The sequence below is a fragment of the Arthrobacter sp. 10N410 genome (genome assembly GCF_056394945.1).
In genome coordinates this window covers 54897-76141 of sequence record NZ_JBFTIP010000009.1, presented here as the reverse complement: position 1 = coordinate 76141, position 21245 = coordinate 54897, and the positions used below count along the sequence as shown (strand labels likewise).

Here is a 21245-nt window from a genome sequence, read left to right as displayed (position 1 = left end):
TGGTGTGGCTGTGGTGTGGTGGTCGGCGTGCGGGGCTAGTCCGCCGCGCCCATGGCGATGACGGCTTCTTCGATCGTGTCTTCGGCTTTCGACGGCTGGGCGGGGACGGCGGGGTGGATGGTGGCCAGCACCTGGTCCGCCTTGACGAGGTCTCCGGTGCCGGCGCTGATGTGGACGGTGCCGTCCAGCGGCGCCACCAGCTGGTGCTCCATCTTCATGGCCTCCACCGAGAGCAGGACCTGGCCGGCTGTCACGGTCTCGCCGTTGCTGACCGAGACGGACACCACGGTGCCGGGCATCGGCGAGCGCACCGCCGGGTCGGCGGCGCCTTCCTCGCGTTCGACGGCGGCCAGCACCCGGGCGAGCCGGGCCTCGCGGCTCAGCACCTCGAGGCGGCAGGACCAGCCGTCGTTGCCGAGGAATATGTCGGTGGGCGCAGGGCTGTCCGGCCCCGGGTGGTGGGGGCCCGTGGACACCTGTGCAAGGGAAAACCGTCGGGCTTCCCCGCCGAGGGTCACCTCTGCCTGGTTGCGCCCGGCGAAACCCAACGATGCTGTGCGTTGCGGGCCGCCATTGACGCTGACCGTCGCAGTCCCCCGCCCTAGCGAGCCGGACACCTCAACGGTGGCGATTCCGCCGTCGGGCGTTCCGAGACTGATCCGGCGCGGGGCAGCTGCACCGAGCCTCCAGCCGTCACGGCGGCGCCAAGGTCCTTCCCCGGCGTCAACTGAATCGGGTTCCCGCATCGCCGCGGCGAAGACGGAGGCAGCGGCCACCTCGAAGTCGCCCGCATGCCGGAACGTGAACTCGGGCATCTTGCGTTCGATCAGGCCGGTGTCGAGGCGTCCGGCGCGGACATCGGCGTCATTGATCAGCAGCCGCAGGTACTCGACGTTGGTGTCAATGCCCAGGGCGGTGTACCCGGCGAGCGCCCGGTCCAGGGTGTCCAGGGCCTCCGCCCGGTCCCCGCCCCAGGCGATGACCTTGGAAATCATCGGGTCGTAGCTGCTGGAGATCTGGAGGCCCTCCAGCAGGGCCGAGTCGACTCGGACGCGGCCCGCTGCGGCATCCGGCTCTTCGTCCAGCAGCACGACGCGTCCGATGGATGGAAGGAAGTTCTTCTCCGGTATCTCGGCGTATACCCGGGCCTCCACCGAGTGTCCGGTCAGCACGACGTCGTCCTGGCGGAGGGTGAGTTCCTCCCCGGCGGCGATCCGCACCTGCCATTCGACCAGGTCCACGCCGGTGACCATCTCGGTGACCGGGTGTTCGACCTGCAGCCGGGTGTTCATCTCCATAAAGAAGAACTCGTCCGGGGCGTTGTCCGAGACGAGGAACTCCACGGTGCCGGCGCCGCTGTAGCTGACGCTGCGTGCGGCCTGGCAGGCGGCCTCGCCAATCCGGGCACGGATGTCCGCCCCGTCGGGCAGGGTTTCGAGCAGCGGCGAGGGTGCCTCCTCGATGACCTTCTGGTGCCGGCGCTGCAGGGAGCACTCACGCTCGCCGAGGTGGATGACGTTGCCGTGGTTGTCCGCCAGCACCTGGACCTCGATGTGGCGCGGCGTGGTGACGAGCCGTTCCAGGAACAGGGTGTCGTCGCCGAAGGCACTCGCCGCCACCCGGCGGGCGGTGGCCAGCGTGGCTTCCAGGTCCTCAGGCCGTTCGACGACGTGCATGCCCTTCCCGCCGCCGCCGGCGGAGGGCTTGATCAGCAGCGGAAATCCGACGCCGGCCGCCGCCTCGATCAGCTGCGCGTCGCTCATGCCGGGTTCGGCGATGCCCGGAACCACGGGGACGCCGTAGCCGGTGACGTGGTTCTTGGAGCGGATCTTGTCTCCCATGACGTTCAGGGATTCGACGCCGGGCCCAATGAACGTGATCCCGGCTTTTTCCAGGGCGCGGGCAAAGTCGACATTCTCGCTCAGGAAGCCGTAGCCGGGGTGCACGGCGTCGGCGCCGGTGTCCCGGCAGGCCTGGATGATGGCCTCGATCTTGAGGTAGCTCTCGGTGGCGGCCGCGGGGCCGATCCGGACGGCGACGTCCGCCTCGCGCACGTGGCGGGCGTCGGCGTCGGCGTCGGAATGGACCGCCACGGAACGGATGCCGAGGGCCCGGAGGGTGCGGATCACGCGGCAGGCGATCTCGCCGCGGTTGGCGACGAGGACGGTGCCGAAGAGCGGCTTCCGGGGTGCGGGAAGAGAAGTAGTCGACGAAAAAGTAGTCATTGCTGGCTCACATCCGGAACAGGCCGAAGGAGGTCTCCGGCAGCGGGGTGCGGGAGACGACGTCGAGCGCCAGTCCCAGGACGGTGCGGGTGTCCGCGGGGTCGATCACGCCGTCGTCCCAGAGGCGGGCGGTGGAGTAGTAGGGGCTGCCCTGGTCCTCGTACTGCTGTTTGATCGGGGCCTTGAAAGCTTCCTCGTCCGCGGCGGACCATTCCTCGCCGCGGGCCTCGTACTGGTCCCGCTTGACGGTGGCGAGCACGCTGGAGGCCTGGTTGCCGCCCATCACCGAGATCCGGGAAGCCGGCCACATCCAGAGGAAGCGCGGCGAGAAGGCGCGGCCGCACATCGAGTAGTTACCGGCGCCGAAGGACCCGCCGATCACCACCGTGAGTTTGGGAACCCGGGCGGTGGCGACGGCGGTGACCATCTTGGCGCCGTTCTTGGCGATGCCGCCCTGCTCGTAGTCCTTGCCGACCATGAAGCCGGAGAGGTTCTGCAGGAAGATCAGCGGGATGCCGCGCTGGTCGCAGAGTTCGATGAAGTGCGCGCCCTTGAGCGAGGACTCGCTGAAGAGCACGCCGTTGTTCGCCACGATGCCTACGGGGTGGCCGTGCAGCTTCGCGAAGCCGGTGACCAGGGTGGTGCCGTAGTTCTTCTTGAATTCGTGGAAGCGGCTGCCGTCCACCAGCCGGGCGATAACCTCGCGGACGTCGTACTGCGCGTTGACGTCGGTGGGCACCGCTCCGTACAGCTCGTCCGGGTCGGCAACGGGGTCGACGACGGTGTCCACGTCCCAGACGGGGGCCGCCGGCTTCGGCAGGGTGGAGACGATGTCCCGGACAATCTGCAGGGCGTGTTCATCGTTCTCGGCGAGGTGGTCGGTGACGCCGGAGATCTTGGAGTGCACCTCGCCGCCGCCAAGTTCCTCGGCCGTGACGATCTCGCCGATCGCGGCCTTCACCAGCGGCGGGCCGCCGAGGAAGATGGTGCCCTGGTTGCGGACGATCACGGTCTCGTCGCTCATCGCGGGAACGTAGGCGCCGCCGGCGGTGCAGGAGCCCATCACCGAGGCGATCTGCGGGATCTTGGCTGCGGACATCTTGGCCTGGTTGAAGAAGATCCGGCCGAAGTGCTCCTTGTCCGGGAAGACCTCGTCCTGCTTTGGCAGGAAGGCGCCGCCGGAGTCCACGAGGTAGATGCAGGGCAGCCGGTTCTCCAGCGCGATTTCCTGCGCCCGGAGGTGCTTCTTCACCGTCATCGGATAGTAGGTGCCGCCCTTGACGGTGGCGTCGTTGGAGATGACCAGGACCTGGCGGCCGTGGACCAGGCCGATCCCGGCAATCACCCCGGCGCCCGGCGAGTCGCCGTTGTACATGCCCTCGGCCGCCAGCGGGGCGATCTCCAGGAAGGGGCTGCCGTCGTCGAGCAGCCGGTCGATCCGTTCCCGCGGGAGCAGCTTGCCGCGTGCCACGTGCCGTTGCCGGGACTTCTCCGGCCCGCCCAGCGCGACGGCGGCGAGGCGGTCCTTCAGCTCCCGGGCCAGGCCGAGCTGCGCCTCGCGGTTCGCGGCATAGCCCGGGCTGCCCGCGTCCAGCTGGCTGGCGATTGTCTCCATTGACTGCTTTCCGTCCCCGGCCGTGCGGTGCCCGCCCCCGTGGGGCGTCCCGGCCATTTCGGTTAGTAACGCATAACTGAGATTTAGGTTAGTCTCTATTAACTGTGATGTCCAACACAGGATAGTCTCAACACAGGACAGTCGAGAGGGACGCCGGTGACCGAGTCCAGCCAGACAACCCAGCGAAGCCAGGCCAAGGAGAACCGCCGGAAGGCGCTGCTCACTGCGGCGGCCGCCCTCTTCGCAGCGGACGGCTTCAACCGCGTTTCCTTGGAGGACCTGGGCGCCGCTGCCGGGGTCAGCGGGCCCGCCGTGTACCGCCACTTCGCCGGCAAGCAGGCGGTCCTCGGGGCCCTGCTGCTCAGTGTCAGCCAGGACCTGCTGGAGGGCGGCCGCAGTGTGGTGGCCGGATCCGAGGGTGCCGCCGCGGCCCTCGCCGGGCTGGTCGAATTCCACGTGGACTTCGCGCTCAGCAACCCGGACGTCATCCGGGTCCAGGACCAGGACTTCAGCAACCTCGACGACGACGACGAGGCCGAGGTCCGCACCCTGCAACGCAACTACGTCGAGCTCTGGGTGGACGTCCTGGCCGGGCTGCACCCGGACACCGATCCGGCCGAGCTGCGGATGCGCGCGCACGCCACCTTCGGCCTGATCAACTCCACGCCGCATTCGGTACGCAACCACGGACGCCGGATGGCCCTCAAACGGGCCCGGCCGCTGCTGGAAAGCATGGCCCTGGCCGCCTTGACGGCGCCGGCCACACCGCGCCCGCTCGGCTGAGGGCTGGCCTCTTCTCGGCTCAACCCCGCAGCACTCCGGGGCACATCGGCGCGGACACGCCGACAACCAGGGCCAGCCGTCGAACATTGCCCTCAAAGTGCCCCCGGACGGCAAAAGGCCGGGCACCCATAGCGTGGATGCCCGGCCCCGAAGTGCCTAGACCATCGCCAGCGCCATGCCGGGATCGGCCAGGATGGCGCCCAGGTCCTGCAGGAAGCGGGAGCCCTGTTCGCCGTCGACCAGCCGGTGGTCGAAGGACAGGCTCAGCGTCATGACCTGGCGCAGCGCCACCTCGTCCTGGTACTCCCACGGCATCTTCCGCACCGCGCCGAGAGCCAGGATGGCGGCCTCGCCGGGGTTGAGGATGGGCGTGCCGGCGTCGATGCCGAAGACGCCGATGTTCGTGATGGAGATGGTCCCGCCGGAGAGGTCCGCCGGGGCCGTTTTGCCGGCCCGGGCGGTCTCAGTCAGCTCCGTAAGCGCGGTAGACAGCTGCAGCAGCGACATCTGGTCCGCGTCCTTGATGTTCGGCACGGTCAGCCCCCGCGGCGTGGCGGCCGCGATGCCGAGGTTGACGTAGTTGAACTGGACGATCTCCTGGTTGGCCTCGTCCCACCGGGCGTTGAGCGTCGGGTGGTTGCGCAGCGCGATCAGCACAGCCTTGGACACCAGCGTCAGCGGTGTCAGCTTGTAGCCCGCGAACGAGCGGCTGGCCTTGAGCCGGCCCAGCAGTTCCATGGTGGGCGTGACATCGAGGGTCAGGAACTCGGTGACGTGCGGCGCCGTGAAGGCGCTGGATACCATGGCCGCGGCGGTGAATTTCCGCACGCCCTTGATCGGGGTCCGGGTTTCCCGCTCGCCCTGTACCGGTGCCGGCGCAGCGGCCTGGCCGCCGGCGAGTTCCTGGGGCGCCACCGGAAGGTCGCCGCCGCCAACGAAGTTCCGGACGTCATCGCGGGTGATGAGCCCGCGCTCCCCCGTGCCGGTGATGGCTGCGAGGTCGACGCCGAGGTCCTTGGCCAGCTTGCGCACCGGCGGCGTGGAGCGCGGACGCTCTGCCGGAGTGGTGTCAGCGCCATGGGTGTCTGCCACCGGCGCGGGTTCGGCCACGGTCTGCACGGCTGCCACGACCGGCGCGGCAACCGGGGTTTCAGCGGGAGCTGCCACAGGAGCCGTCGGGGCTGCCGCGGCGGCGAAGCTGCGGGCGCGGCGGGCCGGACGGCCGGAGCCTTCCAGCACGGCGCCGTAGCCGACCAGGTTCGGTTCCCGCTTGGCGGGGGCTTCCCCGGAGTCACCGCCGCCGTCGTCGCCCTCGATCTCGAAGGAGACGATCGGCTTGCCGACCTCAACCACGGTGCCCGGCTGCTCATGCAGCGCCGTCACGACGCCGGCGAACGGCGAGGGCAGCTCGACGACGGCCTTGGCTGTTTCCACCTCGGCGATGATCTGGTTAAGCGTGACGGTGTCCCCGACGCCCACCTTCCACGCGACGATTTCTGATTCCGTCAGGCCTTCGCCGAGGTCCGGAAGCCGGAATTCCTTGATCATGGTGGCGGTCATCCTTCCAGCCCGCTAAGGGAGTTGGGGCGGCCCAGGGCCCGGTCGACGCCGTCGAGGATCCTGTCCAGGCCCGGCAGGTGGTGCATTTCAAGCTTTGAATACGGGTACGGGACATCGAAGCCGGTCACCCGGACGGGCGCCGCTTCGAGGTGGTAGAAGCAGCGTTCCGTGATGCTGGCGGCCACTTCGGCGCCGAGGCCGCCGGACTGGCTGGCTTCGTGCGTGATGACCAGCCGGCCGGTCTTCCGGACCGAGGCCTCCAGGGTCGCGAAGTCCAGCGGGGCCAGCGAGCGCAGGTCGATCACCTCGACGGAGACGCCTTCATCCGCGGCAGCGAGCGCGGCGTCGCGGGCGGTCTTCACGAGCGGACCGTAGGCGACCAGCGTCACGTCGGTGCCCTCGGTGACCACGCGCGCCTTCTCCATGGACAGGGCGGCGGCGAGGTCGAGCGACTCATCGACTTCGCCCTTGTCGTGGTAGCGGCGCTTGGGCTCGAAGTAGAGCACCGGATCGTCAGAGGCGATGGCCTGCTGGATCATGGTGTGGGCGTCCTGCGGGTTGGAGACGCTGACGACGCGCAGGCCCGAGGTGTGGGTGAAGTAGGCCTCGGGCGACTCGGAATGGTGTTCCGGTGAGCCGATGCCGCCGCCGAAGGGCACGCGGATGGTGATCGGCATCTTGACCGCGCCCTGGGTGCGGTAGTGCATCTTGGCAACCTGGCTGACAATCTGGTCGAACGCCGGGTAGATGAAGCCGTCGAACTGGATTTCCACCACCGGGCGGTAGCCGCGGTAGGCGAGGCCGACGGCGGTGCCGAGGATGCCGGATTCGGCGAGCGGGGTGTCCACCACGCGGTGCTTCCCGAAGTCTTTCTGCAGGCCGTCGGTGACGCGGAAGACACCGCCGAGGGTGCCGATGTCCTCGCCCATGAGGATCACCTTGGGATCGTTTTCGAGGGACTTGCGCAGGCCCGAATTAATGGCTCGGGCAAAGGTCATCTGCGTCATCAGCGTGCACCTTCTTCGGAAGCGGCCTCTGCGGGATCGCCGAAGGAAGCCAGGTAACGGGTGTAGTGGTCCTGCTGGCGCTCCAGCGAGGAGTTGGGCGTGCTGTACACGTGCTTGAAGATGTCCAGCGGCGCCGGTTCCGGCATGTTGATGGTGCCGGAGCGCAGTTCCTTGGCGACGGCGTCGGCTTTGGCGGCGACGGCGGTTTCCAGCTCTGCGGTCAGCAGGCCCTTACGGTCGAGCAGGGTCTTCAGCCTGGCGATCGGGTCCTTCGCGGCCCAGTCCTCGAGCTCGTTGGCGTCCCGGTAGCGGGTGGGGTCATCCGCCGTCGTGTGCGGTCCCATCCGGTAGGTGACGGCCTCAATGAAGGTGGGTCCCCCGCCGCGGCGGGCACGGTCGATGGCGATCCTTGTGGCGGCCATGACGGCCAGCACGTCATTGCCGTCGACACGCATGCTCGGGATGCCGAAGCCGGAGGCGCGGTCCGCGATCTGGATGTGGGATTGCAGCATAACGGGCTCGGAGATGGCCCAGTGGTTGTTCTGGCAGAAGAAGACCACGGGGGCCTGGAAGCTCGCCGCGAAGACCATGGCCTCGTTGACGTCGCCTTCGCTGGTGGCGCCGTCGCCGAAGTAGGCCACGGCCACCGAATCAGCGCCGTCGTTCTGGATCCCCATGGCGTACCCGGTGGCGTGCAGCGACTGGGCGCCGATGATGATTTGCTGCGTCGCCACGTTCACCGTGTAGGGATCCCAGCCGGCCAGGGCGTTGCCGCGCCAGGCTTTCACGATGTCCGCCGGCTGGACCCCGCGGACATAGGCGACACCGTTGTCACGGTAGCTGGGGAAGACGAAGTCGTCGTCGCGGAGCGCACGTGCCGAGCCGATCTGGGATGCTTCCTGGCCCAGCAGCGGAGGCCACAGGGCGAGCTCACCCTGGCGCTGCAAGGCGGTGGCCTCGGCGTCGATCCGGCGGATGGCCACCATGTCCTCGTAGAGCGAGGTGAGTTGTTCGTCGCTCACGTCCTGGACCCAGGAGTCGAACTCCGGATGGCTTACGCGCTCACCTCCCGGGGTGATGAGCTGGACGAGATCGCCGCCCGAGCGCCTGTTTGATTCTGCACTGTTCCCGGGGCCGCCGGCGGCAATGCCGCCCTTGCCCGCGTCGTCGGTAAACACAGTTTGTCCGCACCTTCTGACGTCGTCTGACCCTGCCCGCGGGACTCGTGATCCCTACGCGCGACGGCCACCCGGGCGCCGTTGCCCCGGATAATTGTGACCCTACTCACAACTGCCATTGGGTACAACCACCCTCGAATAAATTGAGCATTCTGCCCTGTCTGGCCCTTTGGGACCGTGCTAACCTTGCGCATTATGCAAGCTTTGGATGGCACCGACACCCGCCTACTTTCGGCCATGGCGAGGGATCCCCGGCGCACCGTGGTGGCACTGGCGCAGAAGCTGGGCTTGTCGCGCAATACGGTGCAGGCCCGGATGGCCCAGCTGGAGAAAAAGCACGTCTTCCTCTCCTTCGAACGCCGGATCAACCCGGCCGCCCTGGGCTATCCCCTGATGGCGTTCATCTCCGTCCACGTCCAGCAGCAGAAACTGGGCCAATTGGCGGTGGAACTGGCGGGCATCCCAGAAATCCTGGAAGGCTACGGCCTCACCGGTTCCGCCGACCTGCTGCTCCGGGTGGTCGCCCTCGACGCCGAGGACCTCTTCCGGATCAACGGCAAGATCCTCGCCTGCGACGGCGTGGAGCGCACCGATACCGCCCTGGCCATGGGTGAACTGATTCCCTTCCGGATCCAGCCGCTGCTGGAACGCGGCTCCGCGGAGGCCTGAGCCGTTCACCTGGCTGCCTGGCAACCGCAAGGCAAAGAGGAGCCCCCGTGCAACTGCACGGGGGCTCCTCGTCATTGGTATTGCCTGCCGGTGCCGCCTGCTTGTGGTCCGCGGCCCGGCCGGGCGTTTAGTGGTTGGTGGCCTTTTCGGCGCCCACCCCGGTCAGGGAGCGGACCTCCATTTCGGCCTGCTTGGTGGTGTCTTCGAGCTTCTTGTCCAGGACCGTGCCCAGCCAGCCCAGCAGGAAGGCGAGCGGGATGGAGACGATGCCGGGATTGCTCAACGGGAAGATCGCGAAGTTGGCCCCCGGGATCATCGACGTTTTGGCGCCGGAGACCACCGGGGAGAGCGCGATCAGGATGATGGCCGAGCCGAGCCCGCCGTACATGCTCCAGATGGCTCCCTGGGTGGTGAACCGGCGCCAGAACAGCGAGTACACGATCGTGGGCAGGTTGGCCGAGGCCGCCACCGCGAAGGCGAGTGCTACGAGGAACGCGACGTTCTGTCCGTTGGCGAAAATTCCGCCGATGATGGCGAGCAACCCGATCACGACGACCGTGCGACGGGCAACCTTGACCTCGGTATTGGCGTCGGCCTTGCCCTTGGCGATGACGCTGGCATAGATGTCATGCGCGAAGGACGCTGCCGCCGTGATCGTGAGGCCGGCGACGACGGCCAGGATCGTGGCGAACGCCACCGCGGAGATGAATCCGAGCAGCAGGGGTCCGCCCAGGTGGAAGGCCAGCAGCGGCGCTGCCGAGTTGACGCCGCCCGGCGCCCCCTTGATCGTGTCGGCACCCACCAGCGCGGCTGCGCCATAGCCCAGGACCAGCGTGAACAGGTAGAAGATACCGATCAGCCAGATGGACCACACCACGGACTTGCGGGCTTCCTTGGCGGTCGGAACCGTGTAGAAGCGCATCAGGACGTGCGGCAGGGCCGCCGTGCCGAGGACGAGCGCCAGGCCAAGGGACATGAAGTCAAGCTTGGAGGTCTCGGTCTTGCCGTACTGCAGGCCCGGGTTCAGGATGCTCGGGTTCTTCGAGGTTTCCACCGCGCCGCCGAGCAGGTCGGAGAGGTTGAAGCCGTAGATGGCCAGCACCCAGAAGGTCATGACGGCCGCGCCGGCAATGAGCAGCATGGCCTTGATGATCTGGACCCAGGTGGTGCCCTTCATGCCGCCGATCAGCACATACATGATCATCAAGGCGCCGACGACGACGATCACGAGCGCCTGGCCGCCCCAGTCGCTGATGCCCAGCAGCAGCGAGATCAGGCTGCCGGCTCCCGCCATCTGGGCCAGCAGGTAGAAGAAGCAAACGGCCAAGGTCGAGATGGCCGCGGCGATGCGGACCGGGCGCTGCTTGAGCCGGAATGAAAGGACGTCGGCCATGGTGAACTTGCCGGTGTTGCGCAGCAGTTCGGCCACCAGGAGCAACGCGACGAGCCACGCGACGAGGAAACCGATTGAGTACATGAAGCCGTCATAGCCGTTGATGGCGATGGCGCCGGTGATACCGAGGAACGAAGCCGCAGAGAGGTAGTCGCCGGCGATCGCGGTGCCGTTTTGCGGGCCCGTGAAGGAGCGGCCGGCGGCATAGTAGTCCGCCGCGGTCTTATTGTTTCGGCTCGCCCTGACGACGATGACCATGGTGATCGCGACGAACAGGGCGAAGATGCCCATGTTCAGCGCGGTGGTGTCCTTGAGATCCGCAACGTTGACCGCGGGAACCATAAACGTCATTTTGTTTCTCCGCTCACTCGGTTGCCGTGCTTGTCGAACTCGTGGCCTTCGATTCCGTGGCGGATATCGGCGGCGATCGGGTCCAGTTTCCGGTTCGAGTAGCTGACGTACCAGCCGGTGATGGCGAACGTGGAGACGAACTGCAGCAGGCCCAGGATCAGGCCGATGTTGATGTTGCCCCAGACCTTGGTGGACATGAAGCCCACCGCGTAGTCGGCCAGCAGGACGTAGGCGAAGTACCACAGCAGGAATGCGATGGCCATCGGAAAGACAAAGCTGCGGTGACGTTTACGCAGTTCCTGAAACTGCTCCGTCGATTGGACTTCCTTGAAGTCCACGAACGCCGGTGCGTCCGTTTCTTGGGCTTCGTGACCCATCGTTCCTCCTCATTGAGACTGGCGAGCCACCCCCGGTTACCCCGGGCTCCGGGAAACAGACTTCCGGCCTTGTGTGACTGCAATCACTGTGCCTCGTGATGCGTATTACATTCCAGCACCGCCGTGTTTCCCGTCGCTCAACGGTCGCGATGCTGCGCCCAACGGCGCCTTTCGGCCGTTCCGCCGGTGTTCTCCCCCGGCCTGCGGGCCGCCACGCTACGCTGGCAGCATGCCGGACTCTCCCCTCTTCACCGCCGCGGCGATCGCCGTGATCGCCTTGGCAATCGCCGTCGTCGTGGCTGTCGGGCTCAAGGTCCTGCGCTCCTTCCGCGAGCTGGGTACCGACGCGGAACGCGCCACCTACAAGACGTTGCACGCGGCGTCCCGCGCCGGCCAGTATCTGCGCACCGGACTGAACCCGGCCGGCGCAGCCAAGGCGAGCCGCCAGCTGCGCAGCCTGCTGGGCTGCGATGCCCTGGCGATCACCGACACGACCGGGGTGCTGGCCTGGGACGGTGCCGCCGAAGAGCTCAAGCCCGCCTTGATGGGCCTCGCCGCCAAGGTACTGGAAGGCGGCCACACCGCCGTGATCCCGGCAGGCGAACTGCAACTGCTCGCCAACGGCAAGGCCGCCGCGCCGCTGGCCCCCGGGACGGAACGCGCCGTCGTGATCGCCCCGATCAAGGCCAGCACCCGGGTGGTGGGCGTGGTGGCGGCCTTCGCCCCGGCGGCCGGCGCGGGGCTGGTGCGCGCCACCAGTGAGGTGGCCGACTGGGTGGCGACGCAGGTGGAACTGGCCGAGCTGGACGCGTCCCGGACGCTGCTGATGGAGGCCGAGGTCCGTGCGCTTCGGGCCCAGATCAGCCCGCACTTCATCTACAACTCGCTGAACGCGATCGCGTCCTTCATCAACACCGACCCGGTCCGCGCCCGCGAGCTGGTGGTGGAGTTCGCGGATTTCACCCGATATTCCTTCCGCCGGCACGGCGACTTCACCACGCTGGCCGAGGAACTGCGCTGCATTGACCGGTACCTGCTCCTGGAGCGCGCGCGCTTCGGCGACCGGGTGCAGGTGAGCCTGCGGATCGCCCCCGAGGTGCTCAGCACCGTCATCCCGTTCCTGAGCCTGCAGCCGCTGGTGGAGAACGCGGTCCGGCACGGGCTGGAGGCCAAGGAGGGCCCGGGCCACATCAGCATCACGGCCAACGACTCGGGCGCCTTCGCCGAGGTGACCATCGAAGACGACGGCGTCGGCATGGATCCGGAGAAACTGCGTGCCGTCCTGGCCGGGCACAGCGACGGCGAACACGTCGGCCTGCACAACGTCGATGCCCGGCTGCGGCAGGTGTACGGCGAGGACAACGGCCTGGTGATCGAGACGGCGCCGGGCGAGGGCACCCTGATCACCATGCGGGTGCCCAAGTCCCAGCCGCGGCACGACGCCTGAGCCCGTACCCGGCAGTACCCTAGAACCATGATTAACGTCCTCGTCGCCGATGACGAGCTGCCCGCTGTCGAGGAGTTGGCCTTCCTGCTGGGCCGGGACGAGCGGATCGGGGCGATCCACCGTGCTTCCTCCGGCGCCGAGGCGCTGCGCGCCCTCGAGTCCCAGGAGGTCGACGCCGTGTTCCTGGACATCCATATGCCGGCCCTCTCCGGCCTGGACATCGCCCGGGTCATCGCCCGCAGCGCCAAGCCTCCCGCCGTCGTCTTCGTCACCGCCGACGAGGACTGCGCGCTGGAGGCGTTCGAGCTGGCGGCCGTCGACTACCTGCTCAAGCCGGTCCGCGCCGAGCGGCTGGCCAGGTCGATCGGCCGCATCAGTGAGCTGATCCGTGAGGGGGCACCGGCGCCGGAGATGATCACGGTGGATCTGGGTGGAACCACCAAGATGATCCGGCGCGAGGACGTCACCTACGTCCAGGCGCAGGGCGACTACGCCAGGCTGCATACCGCGGACGCCAGCTACCTCATCCGGGTGCCGCTGGCAGACCTCGAGCAGCAGTGGGCCGATGCCGGGTTCCTGCGTATCCACCGCTCGTACCTGATCGCCCTGAACCACGTCGGCCACATGAAACTGGCCGCGGCCCGTCCCAGCGTGACCGTCGCCGGGGCCGAACTGCCGATCAGCCGCCGGCACCTGCCGCCGGTCCGGGAGAAACTCGAGGCCACCCGGATCCGGCCGCAGGCATGACCCGGGTCCGCGTCACCGCACCGCGCAGCTTCAAGGTAGGCAGCGCCGCGTCAGGCAGCATCGCCGCCGGGCGCTCGGCCGCCGACACGCGCGAGGCCGCCGAGGAATCCGACGCCGGGCAAGTATTCGTCCGCTCGCTGATCCGCTCCCAGCTCCGGCTTGGCATCGTGGTGGCCGCCGGTTTCCTGCTCATCCTGCTCGCCTTCGCGCTGATACTGGGGCTGGTGCCTGGCCTGGCCGAGCTGCGGATCGCGGGGCTGCCCTTCGACTGGGTCCTGCTGGGCGCCGGGATCTACCCGGTGATCGGGCTCAGCGCCTGGCTGTACGTCCGCACGGCCGCGCGGAACGAGTCCCGCTACCGCGACCTGGCCGGGGACAAGTGAGGCGCGGGTGAACCCGGTCGTCGGCATCGCGGCCTTCGCGGCAGTCTCGCTGGCCACCGCCGTCATTGGTTTCTACGGCCTCAGGGTCTCGCGCACCACCGGGGATTTCTACGTCGCCTCCCGCACGGTGCGGCCCTGGTGGAACGCCTCGGCGATCGGCGGCGAGTACTTGTCCGCCGCCAGTTTCCTCGGCGTCGCCGGACTCATCCTGCTTTCCGGCACCGATGCCTTGTGGTTCCCGGTCGGGTACACAGCGGGATATCTGATGCTCCTGTTGTTCGTGGCCGCCCCGCTCCGCCGGTCCGGCGCGTACACGATTCCCGATTTCACCGAGGCCCGGTTGGATTCCCGGGCGGTCCGCCGGGTCACGAGCTTCGTGGTGGTGGTGGTCGGCTGGCTTTACATCGTCCCGCAACTCCACGGCGCGGCGCTGGCCATCCGGATCACCACCGGGCTGCCGGCCTGGGTGGGGCAGGTGGCCGTAGTCGCCGTCGTGTGCGTGACGGTGGTGTCCGGCGGGATGCGCTCCATCACCTTCGTCCAGGCGTTCCAGTACTGGCTGAAGCTGACCGCGCTGGCCGTCCCTGCACTGTTCATCCTGCTGGTGCTGGCCGGCAACGGCTCCCGTGCAGTCGCCGAGGCGTCGGTGAACCCCACCGCGATGGCCCCGGCCGGCCCGTACCAGAACATCTCGCTGCTGGTGGCGCTGCTGTTCGGGACCCTGGGGCTGCCGCACGTGCTGGTGCGCTTCTACACCAACCCGGACGGCCAGTCGGCGCGCCGGACGACCTTGATTGTGCTCGGCCTGCTCTCGGTCTTCTACCTGTTCCCGACGGCGTACGGCCTGATCGGGCGGACGTTCGCCCCGGGTCTGGCCAAGAGCGGCCAGGCCGATGCCCTGGTGCTGCTGCTGCCGGGCCGGATGATCGGCGGAACGGCAGGCGACCTGCTCTCCGCGCTGGTGGTGGCGGGCGCCTTCGCCGCCTTCCTGTCCACCACCTCGGGGCTGGTGGTGTCGCTGGCGGGTGTCATCAGCCAGGACATCCTGGGCGGCAGCGTGCGCGGGTTCCGGCTCGCGGCGCTGATCTCGGCAGTGGTTCCGCTGGGGATCGCGACCATGACGGACTCCACGGCGCTGGCCGGGAGCGTGGGGCTGGTCTTTGCCTTCACGGCCTCGACCATCTGCCCCGTGCTGTTGCTGGGCATCTGGTGGCGCGGGCTGACAGACGCCGGCGCGATCGCCGGAATGCTGACCGGGGCGGTGTCCTGCGGCGGCGCCATGCTGGCCGGCGCCATGCTGGGCTCCGCCGGCACGCCGCCGTGGCTCGCGCAGCCGGCCGCGTGGACGGTCCCGGCTGCGTTCACGGTGATGGTCCTCGTCTCGCGGGCCACCCAGGGCCGGATTCCGCGGACCATCACCCGGCTGATGACCAGGCTGCACACCCCGGAACGGCCGCTCGCCACCGAACGGTGACGCGCCAGTCTGTGACGCGTCGGCCGGTGGCGCGTCAGCCGGTGGCGCGTCAGTCGATCGCGGCCATGAGTTCGACGACGCGGTCCAGGAAGGCGTCGACCTGGCTTTCCTCGTAGCCTTCGCGTCCGACGGCGGGACGGAAGACGGCGCGGCGGATGTTGTCCACGCTGAGCGGCTGGTCCTCCTCGAGGTAGCCGATCAGCTCGTGGCAAAGGTCGTCGACGTCGGTGGTGTTGTAACTGCGCACCTTGGCCTTGGCCGGGCGGCGGAAGCGCTGGCCGTCGGGGCGGTGCAGGCGGCCGCGGAGCAGGCCCGCGAGCCGGCCGATTTCACGCAGCCAGGCTTCCTCGCCGCGCTCCCCGATCAGTTCGTCGCGTTCCCGGCGGGCCAGGGCGTCCTCGAGGCGGTCCAGGGCCGCGTCCACCCCGGCGGCTGAGTAGCCGCCCTTGACCGGGTCGAAGGAGACGGCCCGGACATCGGCGCTCTTGACCGCCCGTCCCGCGGCCTGGGGTGTTTCGAACGAGACCCGCGCGCGCTGCAGGAACTGGTCCACCTGCTTGGCGTTGTAGCCGTACTGGTTCCGCTGCACGCGGTCAAAGGAGGCCGGAATCTGCCGTTGAATGTCCACTGTAACTATGTTTCCTTCGATGCCGTTCGGCTCTGGTTGCGCCAACTTCAGGCGTGTTTGCCCGGCACCATTCTAGGCACCGGGAGGAGGCGGGATGCCGCCTTAGCCGCCGGCGCCGGCGGAGAAGATCATGAATGCCACCGGGGAGGCGAAAACGATGGAGTCAAGGCGGTCCATGACTCCCCCGTGGCCGGGCAGGATGCTGCTCATGTCCTTGATGCCGAGTTCGCGTTTGACCATGGATTCGGCCAGGTCGCCGGCGGTCGCCGCGGCGACCATGCCCACGGCGAGGGCGGCGCCGAACCACCAGGGTTCGCCCAGCACGTAGACGCTGGCAAGGATGCCGACCAGGACGGCGCCCGCGATCGACCCGCCGAAGCCTTCCCAGGACTTCTTCGGACTGATCTTGGGGGCCATCGGGTGCTTGCCCAGCGAGGCGCCGACGAGGTAGCCGAAGGTGTCGTTGGAGACCACCAGCAGCAGCAGGGTGCCGATCTGCCAGGCCCCGATCGGCACCACACCGCCGGGCCAGGGTCCGATCGGGGTGACGCCGCCGGAGGCATGCAGCGGTAGCACGGCGAAGCTGATCAGGAACGGAACCCATGTCATCGTGAAGACGCCGGCGAAGATGCTGCGCGCGGACCCGGCCGCCCCCTCCAGGGAGCGCCACAGGAGCACCGCGACGCTGCTCAGCAGCAGCGCGAACAGTAGGCTTTCAGGGCCGCCGAAATAGGCTGCGAGCGGCATCGCCACGGTGCCCGTCATCGCCGGGATGATGGGCAGCCGGGTGCCGGAGGCCTCCAGCGCGCGGAACACCTCCCAGACGCCGAAAACGGCAAAGGCGGTGACGATCAGTACGAAGGCCAGGGGCAGGAACAGCAGGCCGCCGAGCACGGCGAAGAGCATGGCAAGGCCGACCGCCGTGGCGGCAGGAAGGTTTCTGCCGGCTTTGGGCGTCGGATTCTTCCGCTCTCTCCCCCGCACCCGGACGCGCGGTCCGGATGCCTGCTGTTCGTCCCCCATCAGACCTCGAGCAGCTCGGCTTCCTTGCGCTTGAGCAGCTCGTCGATGCCGTCGACGTGGGCCTTGGTCAGGGCGTCGAGTTCCTTCTCGCCGCGGGTGCCCTCGTCTTCGCCGGCTTCGCCGTCCTTAACCAGCTTGTCCAGCGTTTCCTTGGCCTTGCGGCGGATGTTGCGGATGGACACCTTGGCGTCCTCGCCCTTGGACTTGACGATCTTGACGTATTCCTTGCGGCGTTCCTTGGTCAGCTCCGGGATGGTGATCCGGATGACGTTGCCATCGTTGGAGGGGTTGGCCCCCACCTCGGAGTCGCTCAGGGCCCGCTCGATGTCCCGCAGGGCGGTCTTGTCGAACGGGGTGATGAGGATGGTGCGGGCGTCCGGGACAGCAAAGGAGGCCAGCTGCTGCAGCGGCGTCGGCGAACCGTAGTAGTCCACCAGAACCTTGTTGTACAGGCCCGGGGTGGCACGTCCGGTGCGGATCGAGGCGAAGTCTTCCTTGGCTACCTCAACCGCCTTGTCCATCTTGTCCCCGGCTTCGAGCAAGGTTTCTTCGATCACGTTCTCTCCTCAGAAATTGGTGCGCACCCCTTTGCCCGGGGAGCGGAGCTGTCCTAAAAACATCCTAGCCGCAGCTAGGGGGTGACTACGGTGCCCAGGTCCTCGCCGCGGATGGCCCGGGTGACGTTGCCTTCGCCCTCCATGCCGAACACCACCATGGTCAGGTTGTTGTCCTTGCACATGGTCATCGCCGTCTGGTCCATGACCCGGATATCGCGGCGCAGGGCCTCGTCGTAGCTGAGCCGGTGCAGTTTCTCGGCTGAGGGGTCCTTCTTCGGATCGGCGGTGTAGACGCCGTCGACCCCGCTCTTGGCCATCAGGACGACGTCGGCGTGCACCTCCATGGCGCGCTGCGCGGCGACGGTGTCGGTGGAGAAGTACGGCAGCCCGGCGCCGGCGCCGAAGATGACGACGCGGCCCTTCTCCATGTGGCGGATGGCGCGGCGCGGAATGTACGCCTCGGCAACCTGGCCCATGGTGATGGCACTTTGCACGCGGGTCTCCACGCCGGCCTGCTCCAGGAAGTCCTGGAGGGCGAGGCAGTTCATCACGGTGCCGAGCATGCCCATGTAGTCGGCGCGGGAGCGGTCCATGCCGCTCTGCGAGAGTTCGGCGCCGCGGAAGAAGTTTCCGCCGCCGACGACGATTGCGACCTCGACGTCGGGAACGGCGGCCGCGATCTGCTTCGCGACTCCGCGGACCGTGTCCGGGTCAACGCCCAGTTTGCCGCCGCCGAAGACCTCGCCGGACAGCTTCAGGAGCACGCGGCGCCTGGTCTTCTTTGGCTGGGCTGAATTGTTGACGGTATCCATGGTGCCTTCCCGTTGGTGAGCTCTGAAAAAGGTTATCGTGCCGGGGGCCAAAGGCTGCATTCCGCCCCGGGCCAGCGTGAGCGGGTGCATGCAAAAGGGGCGGCCACCGCAGTGACCACCCCCTCAGCGTGACTTACTTAGGAACCGACGCGGAAGCGCGTGAAAGCGGTTGCCTTGACGCCGGCCTCTTCGAGGACCTGCGCGACGGACTTCTTGGCATCCTTGGCGAATGCCTGGTCAACGAGGACCTCGCCCTTGTAGAAGCCGGTAACGCGGCCTTCCACAATCTTGGTCATGGCAGCCTCGGGCTTGCCCTCGGCCTTGGCGGTTTCCTCGGCGATGCGGCGCTCGGACTCGACCAGCTCGGACGGAACGTCCTCGCGGGTCAGGTAGTTCGGGGCCATCGCGGCGATGTGCACGGCGACGTCGTGGGCGGCGGTGGCAGCAGCTTCGCCTTCGCCGTCAACGGCGAACAGCACGCCGACCTGGGCCGGGAGGTCCTTGGAGGTCTTGTGCAGGTACGCGTCGACCGTGGGGGCCTCGATACGGGCAATGCGGCGGACGACAACCTTCTCGCCCAGGATGGCGCCTTCTTCGACGACGACCTCGGAGAGCGGCTTGCCGTCGACGTCGGTGGCCAGCAGGGTGTCGAGGTCGGCAGCGCCGGACTCAACAGCAACAGCGAGCACCTTGTCGGCGAGCTGGATGAACTTGTCAGCCTTGGCGACGAAGTCGGTCTCGCAGTTGACCTCGATCATCACGCCGACGCCGCCGTCGACCTTGGCAGCAACCAGGCCTTCCGCGGTGGAGCGGCCTTCGCGCTTGGTGGCGCCCTTGAGGCCCTTGATGCGGATGATTTCGATGGCCTTCTCGGCGTCACCGTTGGCTTCGTCAAGAGCCTTCTTGACATCCATCATGCCGGCGCCGGTGCGCTCGCGCAGAGCCTTGATATCAGCGGCAGTGTAGTTCGCCATGTGAACCCCTCTGTCTAGAAATTTTGTGTGGTGTACGGACTGACAGGACGGCTGCTCACCGAGTGAGCGGCCATCCTGTCAGTACCCCTTGCGCAGCAGGCAGCTGCCTGCAGCGGTCGGGGAGATCCAGATTTACTTGTCTGACTACTTGGCTTCGTCGGCGGCCGGAGCAGCTTCGGCAGCGTCAGCGGCCGGGGCAGCTTCGGCGGCGGGAGCCTCCGGGGCAGCCTCTGCGGCTTCCGGAGCAGCAGCTTCAGCGGCGGCCGGAGCGGCAGCCTCTTCGGCCTTGCTGCCTTCGAGGAGCTCGCGCTCCCACTCGGCCAGCGGCTCTTCCGGAGCTTCCGTGGTGCCGGTGGCGCGCTGGTTGCGGGCGATCAGGCCCTCAGCAACGGCGTCGGCAACAACGCGGGTCAGCAGGTTTACGGAGCGGATGGCGTCGTCGTTGCCCGGGATCGGGAAGTCGACTTCGTCCGGATCGCAGTTGGTGTCCAGGATGGCCACAACCGGGATGTTCAGCTTCTTGGCCTCGTCAACGGCGAGGTGTTCCTTCTTGGTGTCGACAACCCAGAGGAGCGAAGGCGCCTTGGTCAGGTTGCGGATACCACCGAGGTTGGTCTCCAGCTTGGTCAGCTCGCGGCGAAGGAGCAGCAGTTCCTTCTTCGTGTAAGCGGAACCGGCGACGTCGTCGAAGTCGATCTCTTCGAGTTCCTTCATGCGCTGGATGCGCTTGGAAACCGTCTGGAAGTTGGTCAGCATACCGCCGAGCCAACGCTGGTTCACGTACGGCTGGCCGACGCGGGTTGCCTGCTCGGCGATGGCTTCCTGTGCCTGCTTCTTGGTACCGACGAAGAGGACGGTGCCGCCGTGTGCAACGGTGGCCTTCACGAACTCGTAGGCACGGTCGATGTAGGACAGCGACTGCTGCAGGTCAATGATGTAGATGCCGTTGCGCTCCGTGAAGATGAAACGCTTCATCTTCGGGTTCCAACGACGGGTCTGGTGTCCAAAGTGGACGCCGCTGTCAAGCAGCTGGCGCATAGTTACGACGGGCATGCCGACGCTCCTTCCGGCAGGTCATTCATGAGAAAGCCCTGGGCTCTCTTACCCTGCCAATAGTTGACGGTTATTTAGCAACACCCAGGCGGGTGTTCCTCCTGGCATCCACCGCACCCCTCATCCGGACCCTGGGGCCGGACCGTAAGAGGCGCAGTCCTCCGCACCCGGAAGCCGGGCTTCGGACAGGGAGGGCTGGATACGCGTAGTCAGCCACTGCTCCCGCACTCCTGAATGAGATGTGCTGCCGCTCCAAATGACTGGAACAAAAACGGATCCAGCCAAAGTGAACAAGGCATGAGGGCACAGCAAACTGCTCCACCAAGTGTACTACAGCAGACCTGCCCGAATGGACCGTCTCGGGGTGCCCGCGGAGGGGGCTCCGAGTGTGGCTCCGGCGGGAAATCCACATAGCCTTCGAGGGGACTTTCCGGGCCCGGGCCGGCCGCCGCAGGCTGGCAGCATGAAGGCTTCTCTCTTATTCGCAGCATTGCTGCTAGTCCCGGCCCCGGCAACAGGACAGCCGGCTTCCCCGCCCGGGAGCTGGAGCTGGCCGCTCTCCCCCAGGCCCGCGGTGCTGCGCGTCTTCGACCCGCCGGACCGGCCCTGGCTCAGCGGCCACCGCGGCGTGGACCTGCAGACTGCGTACGACGGCGCTCCGGTGACCTCGCCGGCGGCGGGCACGGTCGCCTTTGTGGGCTTTGTGGTGGACCGGCCGGTGGTCACCATCGACCACGGCAACGGCCTGCGGAGCAGTTTCGAACCCGTCGAAAGCACGCTGCGGCCCGGCGACGCCGTCGCGGAGGGGTCGGTGCTGGGACGGGCGCTGCCCGGCCACTGCGGCGGGACGCCCTGCATCCACTGGGGCGTGCGGCGCGGCGACGATTACCTCAATCCGCTGGCCTTCGTGATGGACCTGCGGCCCTCCATCCTGCTGCCGCCCGTGAATCCCGGTTAGGGACAGGGCGGCTCCGGATGAAGGGCCGCAA

General features: G+C 67.7%; 20 protein-coding genes. 7 read left to right on the top strand and 13 right to left on the bottom strand.

Translation table 11 applies throughout. The features are described from left to right. Positions 1 to 35 precede the first annotated feature (35 nt). Positions 36 to 2225, bottom strand: coding sequence for an acetyl/propionyl/methylcrotonyl-CoA carboxylase subunit alpha (locus AC1DB8_RS15710; protein ID WP_476893536.1), 2190 nt, complete (start codon positions 2223 to 2225; stop codon positions 36 to 38). 7 nt (positions 2226 to 2232) lie between these two features. Continuing rightward, positions 2233 to 3840: a carboxyl transferase domain-containing protein gene (locus AC1DB8_RS15705; RefSeq protein ID WP_476893535.1), complete on the bottom strand. Its 1608-nt coding sequence runs from the start codon at positions 3838 to 3840 to the stop codon at positions 2233 to 2235. Between the two features lie 156 nt (positions 3841 to 3996). On the opposite strand from AC1DB8_RS15705, the gene AC1DB8_RS15700 reads away from it, so the two are divergent. Further along, the gene (locus tag AC1DB8_RS15700; protein ID WP_441419331.1) at positions 3997 to 4623 is read left to right on the top strand and encodes an SACE_7040 family transcriptional regulator; all 627 of its coding nucleotides are present in this window, start codon (positions 3997 to 3999) and stop codon (positions 4621 to 4623) included. Between the two features lie 156 nt (positions 4624 to 4779). Here the strand turns inward: AC1DB8_RS15700 and AC1DB8_RS15695 are convergent, their stop codons facing one another. From AC1DB8_RS15695 to pdhA, 3 genes are read right to left on the bottom strand one after another with little or no spacing between them, the layout of a single operon-like run. Beyond that, positions 4780 to 6183: a dihydrolipoamide acetyltransferase family protein gene (locus tag AC1DB8_RS15695; RefSeq protein ID WP_476893534.1), complete on the bottom strand. Its 1404-nt coding sequence runs from the start codon at positions 6181 to 6183 to the stop codon at positions 4780 to 4782. Next, complete coding sequence (locus AC1DB8_RS15690; protein WP_441419329.1) at positions 6180 to 7190, bottom strand: alpha-ketoacid dehydrogenase subunit beta; 1011 nt, start codon at positions 7188 to 7190, stop codon at positions 6180 to 6182. The genes AC1DB8_RS15695 and AC1DB8_RS15690 overlap by 4 nt, the downstream gene beginning before the upstream one ends. After that, entirely contained in the window at positions 7190 to 8368 is a 1179-nt protein-coding gene (pdhA, locus tag AC1DB8_RS15685; RefSeq protein WP_441419328.1) for a pyruvate dehydrogenase (acetyl-transferring) E1 component subunit alpha, read from the bottom strand. Before pdhA ends, AC1DB8_RS15690 begins: the two co-directional genes overlap by 1 nt. A gap of 195 nt (positions 8369 to 8563) precedes the next feature. On the opposite strand from pdhA, the gene AC1DB8_RS15680 reads away from it, so the two are divergent. Further along, a complete protein-coding gene (locus tag AC1DB8_RS15680; protein ID WP_441419327.1) occupies positions 8564 to 9037 on the top strand; it encodes an Lrp/AsnC family transcriptional regulator in 474 nt (157 codons plus the stop codon). Between the two features lie 127 nt (positions 9038 to 9164). Here AC1DB8_RS15680 and AC1DB8_RS15675 read toward each other — a convergent pair whose 3' ends face one another. Further along, positions 9165 to 10781, bottom strand: a complete 1617-nt coding sequence (locus tag AC1DB8_RS15675) for a solute symporter family protein (RefSeq protein ID WP_441419326.1) — start codon at positions 10779 to 10781, stop codon at positions 9165 to 9167. Then, entirely contained in the window at positions 10778 to 11158 is a 381-nt protein-coding gene (locus AC1DB8_RS15670) for a DUF485 domain-containing protein (RefSeq protein WP_441419325.1), read from the bottom strand. Before AC1DB8_RS15670 ends, AC1DB8_RS15675 begins: the two co-directional genes overlap by 4 nt. A 229-nt stretch (positions 11159 to 11387) precedes the next feature. On the opposite strand from AC1DB8_RS15670, the gene AC1DB8_RS15665 reads away from it, so the two are divergent. Genes AC1DB8_RS15665 through AC1DB8_RS15650 form a run of 4 tightly spaced genes read left to right on the top strand, consistent with a single transcriptional unit; the run spans position 11388 to position 15209 of the window. Beyond that, complete coding sequence (locus AC1DB8_RS15665) at positions 11388 to 12605, top strand: sensor histidine kinase (RefSeq protein ID WP_441419324.1); 1218 nt, start codon at positions 11388 to 11390, stop codon at positions 12603 to 12605. Between the two features lie 27 nt (positions 12606 to 12632). Next, positions 12633 to 13352: a LytR/AlgR family response regulator transcription factor gene (locus AC1DB8_RS15660; RefSeq protein WP_175323149.1), complete on the top strand. Its 720-nt coding sequence runs from the start codon at positions 12633 to 12635 to the stop codon at positions 13350 to 13352. Continuing rightward, on the top strand, positions 13349 to 13735 hold the full coding sequence (locus AC1DB8_RS15655; protein WP_441419323.1) for a hypothetical protein: 387 nt from the start codon (positions 13349 to 13351) through the stop codon (positions 13733 to 13735). The genes AC1DB8_RS15660 and AC1DB8_RS15655 overlap by 4 nt, the downstream gene beginning before the upstream one ends. Before the next feature lie 7 nt (positions 13736 to 13742). Continuing rightward, positions 13743 to 15209, top strand: coding sequence for a sodium/solute symporter (locus tag AC1DB8_RS15650; RefSeq protein WP_476893533.1), 1467 nt, complete (start codon positions 13743 to 13745; stop codon positions 15207 to 15209). Positions 15210 to 15258: 49 nt separating this feature from the next. On the opposite strand, the gene AC1DB8_RS15645 is transcribed toward AC1DB8_RS15650, so the two are convergent. From AC1DB8_RS15645 to rpsB, 6 genes are all read right to left on the bottom strand, one after another. Continuing rightward, positions 15259 to 15837, bottom strand: a complete 579-nt coding sequence (locus tag AC1DB8_RS15645) for a DivIVA domain-containing protein (protein WP_441419321.1) — start codon at positions 15835 to 15837, stop codon at positions 15259 to 15261. A 102-nt stretch (positions 15838 to 15939) separates the two neighbouring features. After that, a complete protein-coding gene (locus AC1DB8_RS15640; protein WP_476893532.1) occupies positions 15940 to 16860 on the bottom strand; it encodes a phosphatidate cytidylyltransferase in 921 nt (306 codons plus the stop codon). After that, a complete protein-coding gene (gene frr / locus AC1DB8_RS15635; RefSeq protein ID WP_138769830.1) occupies positions 16860 to 17417 on the bottom strand; it encodes a ribosome recycling factor in 558 nt (185 codons plus the stop codon). The genes AC1DB8_RS15640 and frr overlap by 1 nt, the downstream gene beginning before the upstream one ends. 74 nt (positions 17418 to 17491) lie before the next feature. Beyond that, positions 17492 to 18229: a UMP kinase gene (gene pyrH / locus AC1DB8_RS15630; RefSeq protein WP_146335261.1), complete on the bottom strand. Its 738-nt coding sequence runs from the start codon at positions 18227 to 18229 to the stop codon at positions 17492 to 17494. A 137-nt stretch (positions 18230 to 18366) separates the two neighbouring features. After that, a complete protein-coding gene (gene tsf / locus AC1DB8_RS15625) occupies positions 18367 to 19203 on the bottom strand; it encodes a translation elongation factor Ts (protein ID WP_441419319.1) in 837 nt (278 codons plus the stop codon). 144 nt (positions 19204 to 19347) lie between these two features. Continuing rightward, the gene (gene rpsB, locus AC1DB8_RS15620; RefSeq protein ID WP_476893531.1) at positions 19348 to 20256 is read right to left on the bottom strand and encodes a 30S ribosomal protein S2; all 909 of its coding nucleotides are present in this window, start codon (positions 20254 to 20256) and stop codon (positions 19348 to 19350) included. A gap of 463 nt (positions 20257 to 20719) precedes the next feature. Between rpsB and AC1DB8_RS15615 the strand changes: the two genes are divergently transcribed. Beyond that, complete coding sequence (locus AC1DB8_RS15615) at positions 20720 to 21214, top strand: murein hydrolase activator EnvC family protein (protein ID WP_476893530.1); 495 nt, start codon at positions 20720 to 20722, stop codon at positions 21212 to 21214. Positions 21215 to 21245: the final 31 nt, after the last annotated feature.